At 40.3% G+C, this 12,905-nt stretch carries 11 protein-coding genes; 7 read left to right on the top strand and 4 right to left on the bottom strand.

The window, feature by feature from the left end:
- Positions 1–70: 70 nt before the first annotated feature.
- From ACYZ0U_RS07820 to ACYZ0U_RS07805, 4 genes are all read left to right on the top strand, one after another.
- Complete coding sequence (locus tag ACYZ0U_RS07820) at positions 71–379, top strand: hypothetical protein (protein ID WP_461451523.1); 309 nt, start codon at positions 71–73, stop codon at positions 377–379.
- Positions 380–1,663, top strand: coding sequence for an MFS transporter (locus ACYZ0U_RS07815; RefSeq protein ID WP_461451522.1), 1,284 nt, complete (start codon positions 380–382; stop codon positions 1,661–1,663).
- Positions 1,664–1,677: 14 nt separating this feature from the next.
- The gene (locus ACYZ0U_RS07810) at positions 1,678–2,235 is read left to right on the top strand and encodes a cysteine hydrolase family protein (protein ID WP_461451521.1); all 558 of its coding nucleotides are present in this window, start codon (positions 1,678–1,680) and stop codon (positions 2,233–2,235) included.
- 265 nt (positions 2,236–2,500) lie between these two features.
- Positions 2,501–4,009, top strand: a complete 1,509-nt coding sequence (locus tag ACYZ0U_RS07805; protein WP_461451520.1) for an alpha/beta hydrolase-fold protein — start codon at positions 2,501–2,503, stop codon at positions 4,007–4,009.
- Here the strand turns inward: ACYZ0U_RS07805 and ACYZ0U_RS07800 are convergent.
- Complete coding sequence (locus tag ACYZ0U_RS07800) at positions 4,006–4,698, bottom strand: helix-turn-helix domain-containing protein (protein WP_461451519.1); 693 nt, start codon at positions 4,696–4,698, stop codon at positions 4,006–4,008. The genes ACYZ0U_RS07805 and ACYZ0U_RS07800 overlap by 4 nt on opposite strands.
- A gap of 252 nt (positions 4,699–4,950) precedes the next feature.
- Between ACYZ0U_RS07800 and ACYZ0U_RS07795 the strand changes: the two genes are divergently transcribed.
- The 3 genes from ACYZ0U_RS07795 (at position 4,951) to ACYZ0U_RS07785 (ending at position 9,671) form a co-directional block, all read left to right on the top strand.
- Entirely contained in the window at positions 4,951–7,227 is a 2,277-nt protein-coding gene (locus tag ACYZ0U_RS07795; RefSeq protein WP_461451518.1) for a glycosyltransferase family 4 protein, read from the top strand.
- Positions 7,228–8,232, top strand: coding sequence for a glycosyltransferase family 4 protein (locus ACYZ0U_RS07790; protein ID WP_461451517.1), 1,005 nt, complete (start codon positions 7,228–7,230; stop codon positions 8,230–8,232).
- An 86-nt stretch (positions 8,233–8,318) separates the two neighbouring features.
- Positions 8,319–9,671, top strand: coding sequence for an APC family permease (locus ACYZ0U_RS07785; RefSeq protein ID WP_461451516.1), 1,353 nt, complete (start codon positions 8,319–8,321; stop codon positions 9,669–9,671).
- Here the strand turns inward: ACYZ0U_RS07785 and ACYZ0U_RS07780 are convergent.
- The 3 genes from ACYZ0U_RS07780 to trxA form a co-directional block, all read right to left on the bottom strand.
- Positions 9,668–11,182: a glycoside hydrolase family 130 protein gene (locus tag ACYZ0U_RS07780; RefSeq protein ID WP_461451515.1), complete on the bottom strand. Its 1,515-nt coding sequence runs from the start codon at positions 11,180–11,182 to the stop codon at positions 9,668–9,670. The two genes, ACYZ0U_RS07785 and ACYZ0U_RS07780, sit on opposite strands and share 4 nt — an antisense overlap.
- 152 nt (positions 11,183–11,334) lie before the next feature.
- Positions 11,335–12,255 (bottom strand): DUF58 domain-containing protein, encoded by a 921-nt coding sequence (locus ACYZ0U_RS07775; protein WP_461451514.1) that lies wholly within the window; start codon positions 12,253–12,255, stop codon positions 11,335–11,337.
- Between the two features lie 125 nt (positions 12,256–12,380).
- Positions 12,381–12,698, bottom strand: a complete 318-nt coding sequence (trxA, locus tag ACYZ0U_RS07770; RefSeq protein WP_461451513.1) for a thioredoxin — start codon at positions 12,696–12,698, stop codon at positions 12,381–12,383.
- Positions 12,699–12,905 lie beyond the last annotated feature (207 nt).

Below are 12,905 nucleotides of genomic sequence, written 5' to 3'. Positions count from 1 at the left end.
GATTGTGATTATTGTCACAGGTTCATTTCGTCTTTTTGCTTCACCTTTGCAATATTAAATTACACATCATATGGAATGGTATACTTATTTAGCTGATTTTTTTGCCGGGGCATTTTTGGCCAATGCTATCCCGCATTTTGTAAAAGGTATCTGTGGTGATAAATTCCCTACGCCTTTTGCCAAGCCACCTGGTAAAGGTTTATCATCCGCCCCGGTAAATGCGATCTGGGGTTTATTTAATTTGCTTGCAGGCTTTCTACTGTTCAGAAATGGCTTGATGGCTGATGGCAATACATTATCGGTAATTCTGTTTTCAGCTGGTGCAATAGCGATGAGCCTGATGCTAAGTAACCATTTCCAGCAAAAGGACAAAGAATAATTGGAAGTTGTTAAAAAGACCAGGATCGGTACATTCAGGGCATTTCGGAATCGTAACTATGCCCTGTATTATTCAGGACAGTCTATTTCGGTAATCGGCACATGGATGCAACGTACAGCCGTTTATTGGGTAATTTTCACAATTACTCATTCATCATTTATGTTGGGCGTTGCCGTATTTGCAACGCAATTTCCATCCTTTATACTTTCGTTATATGGCGGCATCATATCCGACAGGTATAACCGTTATAAAACGCTGCTCATCACCCAAGCTGCCTCGATGATTCAGGCCGTATTGATGACTATTCTTATCCTGACCCATCATTATATTGTTTGGGAGATCCTTAGCCTAAGTGTGCTGTTAGGCATCATTAACGCGTTTGATGTGCCTGTAAGGCAACCGCTTGTACACGAATTAATAGATAATAAAGATGACCTGCCAAACGCCCTTGCGCTAAATTCAGCCATGAATAATATAGCACGATTGGTTGGCCCCGCGCTTTCGGGGTTAGTGCTGGTTAAGTTTGGTGCGGGGATTTGCTTTTTACTAAACGCGGTAAGCTTTATAGCAATTATCTCCTCATTATTGTTAATGAAGCTGCGCCCTTATACCCCATCGCCCACAAAAAATAAAATAGGTGCCGACCTGAGCCAGGGCTTTAACTATTTGAAAGATACGCCTATACTCCGCATGGTGTTAATTATGTTGGTTTTAATAAGCTTGATGGTACTTCCCTATAATACTTTATTGCCGGTTTTTGCCAAGGTGATATTTAAAGGTAATGCCGCCACTTTTGGCTATATCAATAGTTTTATAGGCATTGGCGCGGTAGCGGGAACCATCTTCCTGGCATCATTAAAACCGGGCAGCGATTTGAAAATAATTCTGCTCATTAATACAGTGATCTTAGGAATCGGACTGATATGCTTTTCGCACTTAAACAACTTTGGGTTGGCTATGGTATTTGCCGTGATTTGTGGCTTTGGTACTATGTCGCAAACTACCATTTGCATCACTTTAATACAGGTAAACTCCGACAAAGCCATGCGCGGCAGGATGATGAGCTATGTAGCGATGGGCTATTTCGGTATGTTACCTGTTGGGAGTTTGCTGGTAGGTGCAGTATCGCAAAAAATTGGCGCGCAAAACGCGTTGTTTTACCAGGGGATACTGTCAATTATTATTGCCGCGATCTTCTTTAAATATTTAAGCGCAGATAAATTCAATAAGAACAAAACAGCTAAACCGATAGAAACTGAACCACAAGAGCAAACGTTAAATTAAAATATCATATACAAATGGAACAAATACAAAAAAGATCGGCCCTGTTGGTGATGGATATGCAGGTAGGCATATTGGAAATGTCGCCCGAAGGGAAAAAGATACTTGGCCCGGTTGCCAAAGCCATCGCTAATGCACGCGAAAAGAATGTACCGGTTATTTATGTGGTAGTCGGTTTTAGGCCGGGTGCGCCGGAAGTAAGCCTCAATAATAAAAGTTTTGGCGAAGGAAAAGCACGCTACGGCGCGATGGATATGGACGTATTTATGAAAGTTCACCCTGATATAGCGCCCCAGGCTAATGATATCACAGTAATCAAACGCCGGGTAAGTGCCTTTACCGGCAGCGACCTTGAAGTTGTTTTAAGAGCGAAAAGTATAAACCATTTGATACTTACCGGTATAGCAACCCGTGGCGTAGTGCTGTCAACCGTTCGAGAGGCCGCCGATAAGGATTATATGATGACCGTATTATCAGACTGCTGCATGGACCCGGATGAAGAAGTTCATAACCTGTTAATGACCAAGATTTTCCCACGTCAGGCAGACGTTGTTTTGCTGGAGGAATGGATTTAGAAAGCATTAGCAAGATAAATAAAATGGCGCAATTACGGGTAGCGCCATTTTTGCTTTACGGCAAAATCTGTTTGTTTGTTTGTGAGAGCAAATATTTATTTTAGGAAACTGTGCTTATGAATTATGATTACATTGCATCGTAACTGAACATGGCTGTAACAATACCGTACACCCTTCCTGAAAAAATAAAATATAAAAAACTGAGAAACAACTATTTATTTTATGGCACATTATTGTATGGCTTATACCAAAAAATATTATCACAATGAATAGAATTACACGAAAAAGAATGTTAAACTTTAAATGCATCTTAATTATATTAGGTATTATAGCGTTTGTTAACTCTGCATTCGCACAGCAATTTAAGGTGAGTTATGCGGATAGCATTTATAATAAACCATTTACCGGGCACGTACTGCTTTATCTTTCAAAAGATAAAAAAACGCCTAAAGAAGGTGAAGCCGGTATTGAGCTTTTTCCGTGCTTTTCTGTATATGTTAAAAATGTAAAACCCGGCAGTAGTGTTATTTTTGACGATAAAGCAACGTCGTACCCTGCGCTATTGTCAGATATGGAACGTGGCGAATATTATGTACAGGCTGTTTGGGACCGTAATTTGGGTGGAAGATCGATAGCTGAAAGTCCGGGTAATTTATACAGCGTAACACAAAAGGTAAATATCACCAAAGACTACAAAAAAGTATTCAACCTGGTAGCCACCAAAATAGTTCCTGAGCCAACTTTCAAGGAAACACCATATGTTAAGCAGTTAAAAGCGCCATCTGCGTTGCTAAGTAACTTCCTAAAAAGGCCAGTTACTATTAACGCAGCGGTTGTATTACCAAAAGAATATTTTACAGATACCAACCGCAAATTCCCGGTATTATACCAGGTATCGGGCTATGGCGGTGATTATCATCGTTATTCGGGCTGGCCTAATCCGTCAACCCCTATTGATACAACAGCAGTTATTATGGTTTACCTGGATGGTAATTGCTCACTTGGTCATTCTGTTTATGCCAATAGCAACAACAACGGGCCCTGGGGTGATGCATTAACTACCGAAGCTATCCCATTGATAGAGAAAACTTACCGCTGTAACGGAGCCAGGTTGCTAACCGGCCACAGCAGCGGGGGCTGGACAGTTCTTTGGCTACAAACACACTACCCAAAAGTGTTTGACGGTTGCTGGTCAAGCTCGCCTGATCCTGTCGATTTCAGGAGTTTTCAAAAGGTGAATCTGTATAAGCATGAAAATATGTTTTATGGTAAGGATAGTACGCTAAACCAAACAGGTACGGTAGCTGGTTACTTTCCCTGGTTTGATATGAAGGATTGCTACCGCATGGAGCATGTAATTTATCGCGGTGAGCAAATGCACTCGTTTGATGCAGTATTTAGTCCGAAAGGTGCTGATGGCGAACCTGAAAGAATCTGTAATTTCGAAACCGGTGAGATCGATACTAACGTATTTTCGCACTGGAAAAATTATGACATTTCATTATACCTGCGTACTAATTGGGATCAGGTAAAAAGTGACCTTGATGGTAAAGTACGCGTAACTGTAGGTAAACAGGATAACTTTTTATTGAATTACGCAGTAGTTATGCTTGAGGGCGAAATGAAAAAGTTAAATTCTCAATTTGTATTTAAATATTATCCCGGCGATCATTTTACCGTAGCTACGCCAGAATTTTGGAAAGACGGCTATACATTTTTAGAAAAGAAATACAATGATTGGCTGGCAAAAAACCAACCGGCCACCCACAATTAAGCAATTTTCAGCTTAGTCGGGGTTTGTTCTATTGTATTTAGATGATAAGAGATCAGGTCAGCGAAAGAATTGAACAGTTCGATAGTTTCCGGGTTGTTTACTTTCGCTGGTTTGGGATCTATCGCGCAAAGCGTACCGAAAAATGAATTGTCCTGCCTCGTAATCGGAATGGAAATATAACTTTGAAAACCATACAGGGCCGGAATAGAATGGTTTGCAAAAACCTTATCTTTACTTACATCATCAATTATCACACCCTCGCCGCTTTGTCGTATATCGTTACAAATAGTGGTTTCCAGCTTTAACTCATCACCTGCCTTAAGTCCGAAACCAATTTTATCACATACACTACACGCTATCCATTTACTATCTGTAACACGGGCGACTGCTGCAAACCCCATACCTGTAGACTGGCAAATAATTTCTAATATTTTGGGGACAATATCTATCCTGTTAATTGCGACGACATCCGGCTGCGCGCCCGGAATTTCGATCAAGCCAGTTATGGGAATATTTAACACATCAGCTATAATGATCAGGTTTTCCAGTTTAATTCTGATGTAGCCCAGTTCAAGCTTGCTATAAGCATTTTGTGAAATACCCAATTTTCCTGCAATATAATCCTGCGAATAATTTTTAGCGAGCCTTGCACTTTTAATGTTGGCTCCTGTGATCTTATCACTGTACATGGGGTAATGGCTTGGTTTTATTTTAACTTAAAGTTATAACAGGAGATCATGGAAAATGTTTATAATTTTATACAACCTGTAAGCATTAAAATTGGTATGGTTTATGCCAAGTATAGCGCATATAGATGACTGCACTCAAAAAGTGCCTTAATCCTGTTTAAACAGACATATTGTGCATAAATCACGTCTATAATTATAGACAAGCGTACAATAATTCAGGATGATCTATCCATAAATACATTCTATCTACTTATGAAAATAGCATATATCTCAACCTATCCGCCCCGCGAATGCGGACTTGCAACCTTCAATAACAATTTAATGCGTGCCGTTAGTGCAAACTTTCCTAATAGAAAAAGTCTGCTGGAAGGCGGTTTTGTAGTTGCTATGAATGATTCGGAAGATATGCACGAATATGAATATCCCGAAGAAGTAAAATACATCATCCGCCAAAATCACCAGAAAGATTATATCCGCGCAGCAAATTATATCAACACCAGTACTGCCGATGTATGTATCATGGAGCATGAATTTGGTATTTATGGTGGCGAAAGCGGTATTTATATTCTTCCGTTGATCAATAGATTGGAGAAACCTTTAATTTCCATTCTGCATACTATATTAAGGGAGCCAAGTTACGTTCAGCGTATTATTATTAGAGAGATCGCCGAGCAATCAGCCAAAATTATTGTGATGAGCAAAAGGGCGGTTGAATTTTTAACCACGATCTACGAGATTCCTATTGAAAAAATACAAATTATAGAACATGGGGTTCCTGATGTTGAGGCGCCTGAAGATAACCCGGTAAAAAACCTCTCGCAGTTTAAAAACCACCGTGTATTGCTTACGTTCGGTTTGATCAGCAGGAACAAAGGGCTGGAAACAGTTATACAAGCATTGCCAAAAATTGTAGAGAAAAACCCTGATGTGGTATATGTGATCTTAGGCAATACGCACCCGGGGGTAATCAAAAGTTCGGGTGAGGAATATCGGGACTCTTTAAAGTCGCTTGCGGCTAAATTAGGTGTATCAAAAAACCTGGCCTTCATTAATAAATTTGTATCTGAGGAGGAACTGGTTAATTACTTAACCGCCTGCGAAATTTACGTTACACCGTATTTAAATGAGGCGCAAATTACCAGCGGTACATTATCATACGCGGTGGGCTCTGGTGCAGCAGTGGTATCAACCCCATACTGGCATGCACAGGAATTGTTGGACCATAACCGTGGCCGTTTATTTGATTTTAAGGATAGTGAGGCTTTAGCTGATATTGTAAATGAGCTATTAGCACAAGACCGCATTTTACAAGAGTTAAAAGACAATGCTTACGAATATGGCCTGCACCTACGCTGGCCTGTTATCGGTGCCGAATTTATAAAAGTTGCCCAGGAATCATCACGTACACATAGCTTTAGCGATCAAATATTGCGTAACAGTATAGTCGACCCTGAAATATTACCAAAATTCAGTTTAACACACGTTGTACGTTTAACAGATGATACCGGAATTGTGCAGCACGCCAAATATGGTATCCCGAATTTAAAGGAAGGTTATTGTTTGGATGATAATGCCCGTGCGCTGATTATGGCGCTGATGGCCTATCAGCGTAATAAAAGCAAGGAAGCATTTGAACTGCTGCCGGTTTACCTGAGTTATATCCATTATATGCAAACCGAGGATGGTAACTTCCGTAATTTCTTAAGCTTTAGCCGTGAGTATTTGGATGAGGTTGGATCGGAAGATTCATTCGGCCGTACCATTTGGGCATTAGGCCATTTGATCAGTTGCGCGGCAAGTAACTCATACCGTGAGTTTGCTTTGGAAATCTTCCAGCGCTCCATTCCTCACTTTAAAGCCTTGAAACACCTAAGAGGTGTGGCTAACACCATCATAGGTATAGCGCTATACTTACAGGCATTCCCAACTGATGAAGGAATGATTAGGGAGTTAGCCGAGCTCACCCAGCCTTTAATAGATGCTTACGACCGCCATCATGATGCCGAATGGCATTGGTTCGAAGAAAAAATGACTTACGATAACGCTATATTGCCTTTGGCACTATTACACTCTGCGGAAATTACCGGTAATGAACGTGCAAAAGAGATCGCCCTGGAATCAATGGCGTTTTTGGATGACCTCACATTATCAAACGGCTATCTAAGTCCGGTTGGTAATGAGGGCTGGTACCATAAAGGCGGCACGTTCCCAATATTCGACCAGCAGGCTATTGAAACTATGGCAATGGTATTGATGCATTTCCAGGCGTACCAGATCTTCCGAAAACCGGAATATATTGAGAAAATGTTCATTTGTTACAAATGGTTCTTGGGTGAAAACACATTACGGGCACCATTATATGATCATGAAACCAAAGGATGCTGCGATGGCTTGTTGCCAACGGGCATCAACCGTAACCAGGGAGCCGAAAGCACGTTAGCCTACCTGATATCGCATTTAACCGTACTGAAAGCGTTCGAGTTGGAATATGAGTACAACAAGATTGGCCAAAGACTGGAGATCTGCTAAATGAAGGTAGCTGTATTATCGCCCGTTGCCTGGCGCACACCGCCCAGGCACTACGGCCCGTGGGAACAAATCGCATCGAACATTGCCGAAGGCATGGTTAAAAAAGGCGTTGAAGTGACGCTTTTTGCTACAGGGGATTCGATTACATCAGGAAAACTGGATGCCGTTTGTGCGCAGGGATACGAAGAAGACGGTACACAGGATGCCAAAGTTTTGGAATGCCTGCACATCAGTAATTTGATGGAAAAGGCGGACCAGTTTGATATCATTCACAATAACTTTGACTTTTTACCGCTTACTTATTCGGGTTTGATCAAAACACCCGTAATTACCACTATACACGGTTTTTCATCAAAAAAGATTATCCCGGTTTATAAAAAATACAATTCCATCGGGCATTATGTATCGATAAGTGATTCTGACAGGAGCCCGGATTTGGATTACTTAGCTACAGTTTATAATGGGCTTAATATAGAAGATTTTGATTTTGTAGATCAGCCTGAAGACTACCTTGTTTATTTCGGCAGGATTCACCATGATAAGGGCTGCGCCGAAGCGATACAGATCGCTCAAAAAAGTAAGCGCAAGTTGCTGATCGCGGGTATAATACAGGATGAGAATTATTACCATGAAAAAGTTGAGCCATTTTTAGGCGATCAGATCCAATACATTGGCCATGCCGGCCCTGAGAAGCGGAATGAGTTATTAGGAAATGCAAGCGCTTTGCTTCACCTTATCAATTTTAATGAACCTTTCGGAATGAGCGTTGCGGAGGCTATGCTTTGTGGTACGCCTGTTATTGCTTTCAATAAAGGATCAATGCCGGAGCTTATCCAATCGGAGAACACGGGTTTTTTGGTAAATACCGTTGATGAGGCTGTCGAAGCGGTAGCAAATCTAAAAAATATTAAACGCCAGGATTGCCGCAATTGGGCAAGTTCAAAATTCTCGAGCGAGAAAATGGTTGATGATTATTTCGAATTATATAAACGCATATTAAAGTAGACTGCATTTACATTTTACGCTGAAATTATATTCAGGTTCCTTTCACTAACTTTTTGGTTGTATATTTAAAACCTTGTAACAACCAAATGGCAGAAACTGCTCCCTCCTTAGAACGCGGATTATCACTAACCCAAGCCACCGCCATCAACATGATTGATATGGTGGGTATCGGCCCATTCATCACCCTGCCTTTAATAGTCGGCGCTATGCGCGGCCCTCAATGTATTCTGGCCTGGATTTTAGGTGCCCTACTTGCTTTTTTAGATGGGTCGGTATGGGCAGAGTTGGGCGCCAAATGGCCAATGGCAGGCGGCAGCTATGTATTTTTACAGAAAGTGTATGAGAATAGGTTTGGCAAAATGATGTCGTTCCTATTGGTGTGGCAAACATTGATACAAGCACCTTTAGTAGTAGCCAGCGCAGCGATAGGCTTTTCAAAATACCTAACCTACCTCGTAAGTTTAGATGCCATACAGCAAAAAATCGTGAGTGGCGCTTTAGTAATCTTAGTTACCATATTACTCTATCGTAACATTAAAAGTATTGGTAAAATATCGGTGCTGTTATGGATCATTACCGGTGGTACTTTTCTATGGCTGATTGGTTCCGGATTCAGGCACTTTAACCCGCATTGGGCTTTTACATTTAGTAAAGACGCCTTTGATTTAACGCCGATATTTTTTGTTGGCCTGGGGCAGGCATCGCTTAAAACTGTTTACTCTTATTTGGGCTATTATAACGTGTGCCATTTAGGCGGCGAGATCAAAAACCCTGATAGAAACATTCCCCGTGCAATATTTCTATCAGTTGGCGGCATTGCTATTTTATACCTGGGAATGCAGATCATGATCTCGGGCGCCATGCCCTGGCAGCAGATCGCATCATCAAACTTTATTATAAGTACTTATTTTCAGCAATTGTATAATCCGTTTGTTGCTAAGATAGCCACGGCGCTTATATTAATTATAGCCAGTTCGTCATTGTTTGCGGTTATGCTGGGTTATTCGCGTATCCCTTACGCTGCCGCTGTGGATGGAAACTTTTTTAAGGTTTTTGCCAAGGTTCACCCTAAAAAGAATTTCCCTTATATTTCTTTACTATTTATGGGCGGCTTAGGCTTTATCTTCAGCCTGTTGTTTAAACTAACTGAGGTGATAACAGCCATATTAACTATGCGGATCATCGTGCAATTTGTGGGTCAATCATCCGGAGTATTATACTGGCATTGGAAAAAACCAAAAGACATCAGGCCTTATAAAATGTGGCTCTTTCCCCTGCCTGCTATTATCGGGATAATCATATGGTTATTTATTCTGTTTACAAGCCCTTGGGTTTACATTGCAGGCGCGGCCGGTATAATTATAGCAGGCATAATTATTTACATCACTATCATTGAACCACAAAAAGCAAGGTCGCTTGCAGAAGCGCGATCAATCTAATTATTAACCAGTTCTTTTTTCTCGGTACTCATTTCGTGGCTGGTTGATGAACCATCCTGTAGCAGCTTATTTAGCAATTCATTCAGGTCAATCTCGGCAAACCCGGTTGATGAATCAGAAATACCATAAGGAATGATCAGTTTGCCATTGTGAACTATTGAGCCGCAAGAGTACAATACATTTGGTACATATCCTTCCCGCTCGTCACTGTTAGGGATCAGCAAGGGCTCTTTTAACCTGCCGATTTCTACGGCCGGATCATCTAATTTCAGCAAGCTTGCGCCTAAAACGTAACGACGCATTGGCCCAACCCCATGGGTTATCATTAGCCAGCCAAATTCGGTTTCAATCGGTGAACCGCAATTACCAATTTGAATAAACTCCCAGGTAAATTTAGGCTGCTGCAATAAAACCGGTTTTTCCCAGATGTTGATCTTATCAGAATACATGATGTAGTTATTGCAACCATCAATCCTCGAGATCATCACATATTTACCGTTTACCTTTCGCGGGAACAGGGCCAGGTTTTTATTCTGTGCGCCATCGCCATACAAAGGCATAATTTTAAAGTTATAAAAGTCGTTAGTTTGTAACAGTTTCGGCATAATCAGCGCACCATCGTAAGCAGTATAGGTCGCATAATAAACCGATGTACCATCATCATGCTTAAACTCCACAAAGCGGGCATCTTCAATACCCTTACGCTCGTATTCCGATATCGGGAATATTACACGGTCGGAAATGTCCGTATCCAGCGAAAAAACGATCTCGTAATAAGAATCCGCAAGCCATAAAACCTTGTCGTATTCCAGTTTCTTCATATCGTCTTCCTGCAATTTTTGCGAATCGAGGATAATACTGCGAAGGTTTGAGTATTCAAAGTGATGATCGAGCTTACCCTCTACCTCTTTTAAAACATCAATATTTATTTGGGTTGATACCGCTTTATCAAAGAAAAGTTTTTTGTTGTAAACCGCGTTACGCACAATTTCAGCCTCATCAATGTAACTGCCGGCAGGTAACACGGTAATATCATTATTTTTATCGAGCAACGCCCTGCGGAAAGTGATAGACGAAATGTGCCCCTCGCCTACTGCCCTAAAGCTTATGATCACGCGCTTTTCACCATCCTTCAATTCGCTTTGATCCGGGTCTTCAATGATTGAGGGATTAAAAAAAGCAGCTGATTCTATAGAATATTCGTGCGTAAAATAAGATCCGATCAATAACTTGCGATAAACTGTAAGAGTATCGTAGTCAATTTTCAACTCGGCAATAAGCGGCTTTAGTTTGCTGCAATGGCGGTTTAACAACCGGGTTATATTACGGTGCCGCTTGGAATATTCCTGCAAAAAGGGCGAAATAATAGCAAATGCCTCATCCTCACTAATCTGCATTACACGTTTGATTACCTCTTTTGCACGTTCGTTGCCGTTAAAAAAGAATCTTGCAATGACACGCTTCGGATCTGGATAAATTTTGATGGGTTTTCGCTCAACAGATAATCTCATATGTAAAAAACTACTTTATACTTTAACACTATTCCTGCTAAATTGATTTCAACAATTTAAAATTGTAAAAAATACACTTAGCATTATTAAATTACGCAATTATTATTTGATACGGTTGTTATTTGATAAATGTTTGACTTGAAAAGTAAGACTTAAATCATCTTATTACGTTTAACTAAATATTGCTTTAAAATATTGTGATAACCGTCTTCAATATTAGCATTAACCATATCAATTTTATATTGAGCGCATTTTAACTCTATCTGGTGGCGATAATATTGAAATGATTTCTGGTAAGCATCACGAATTTTATTAGGATGAACCTTGATATTCTCGCCGCTTTCCATATCAATAAACTGGTGCGGGCGGTTATCGAAGTTAAATTCAAGCTCCTTTTGCTTATCGTTTACGTTGAAAATAATTACTTCGTGCTTATTGTATTTTAAATGTTGGATGGCGGCAAACAAGGCATTCAATTTAGCTTCATCCATATTATTCTCCAGCATATCGCTAAAAATAATGATCATGGATCGCTGGTGAACCTGCTCGGCAATGTGGTGCAATACGCCGGTTATATCGGTTTTGGTATTTGCATTAGGCTCGTTATATGCTTTTTCTAACTGGGCATATAAATAAAACAGGTGACTCGCGGTTGATTTTGCAGCGCTCATCCAATCAATTTTATCCGAAAAAAGGCACAAACCAAAGGCATCGCGCTGTTTTTTAAACAGGTACATTAACGATGCCGCAGCGTAAATAGAAAACTCCAGTTTATTGGTGATTTTCTCAGGGAAATTCATGGACGAAGAAGTATCCAACAATAAAAAACAGCGCAGGTTGGTTTCTTCCTCAAACTGTTTAACAAACAGCTTATCGGTACGGGCAAACAATTTCCAGTCGATGTTTTTTACAGATTCCCCATTATTATAAAGCCGATGCTCGGCAAACTCCACCGAAAACCCATGAAACGGGCTTTGATGCAAGCCCGTAACAAAACCTTCAACCACCTGGCGGGCAAGGAGTTCGAGATTTGCTAATTGACGAATTTGCTGATCGTTATTGAGGCGGAGCATAATGCTAATATATCTATTTAGAATTAAGGGTCAAGACACAAGAATCAAGACTAAAAATTATTATTTACAAAAAAAGCGTCACATCATATGTAACGCTTTTCCAAGTAATTAAATACTTAAATATATTATAACTGAGCAGTTAATTTACCAGCTAACACTGATTTTGGCACTGCACCAATTTGTTTGTCTACAATTTCGCCGTTTTTAAAGTACAATAAGGCAGGGATGTTGCGGATACCGAATTTCATGGAAATGCCTGGATTGTTATCAACATTTACTTTACCAACAATAGCTTTTCCTTCATATTCTTTAGCGATTTCCTCAACTACAGGGCCAACCATGCGACAAGGACCACACCATTCTGCCCAAAAATCAATAAGAACCGGTTTATCTGATTTTAATACAAGCTCGTCAAAGTTTGCATCTGTTATTTCTAATGCCATGATATTTTTTTGTTTTTGTTATACAAATATATGCTATTCAAATTACTTGCCACAAATGATTAACTGCCAATGTGACAATGTGACAAACGGGTGAAAAAGAAAATTAAGAGTTAGGACAGTCAATATCTACAATTTTATTTATATCACTGCGTTATACGATTATTAGTCTACTGGCTGATCATATTCTAAAAAACAAACCTTATTAAC

The organism is Mucilaginibacter sp., assembly GCF_965225845.1.
In the GTDB taxonomy this organism is placed as follows: Bacteria; Bacteroidota; Bacteroidia; order Sphingobacteriales; family Sphingobacteriaceae; genus Mucilaginibacter.
This window is presented reverse-complemented; position numbering and strand designations above follow the sequence as displayed.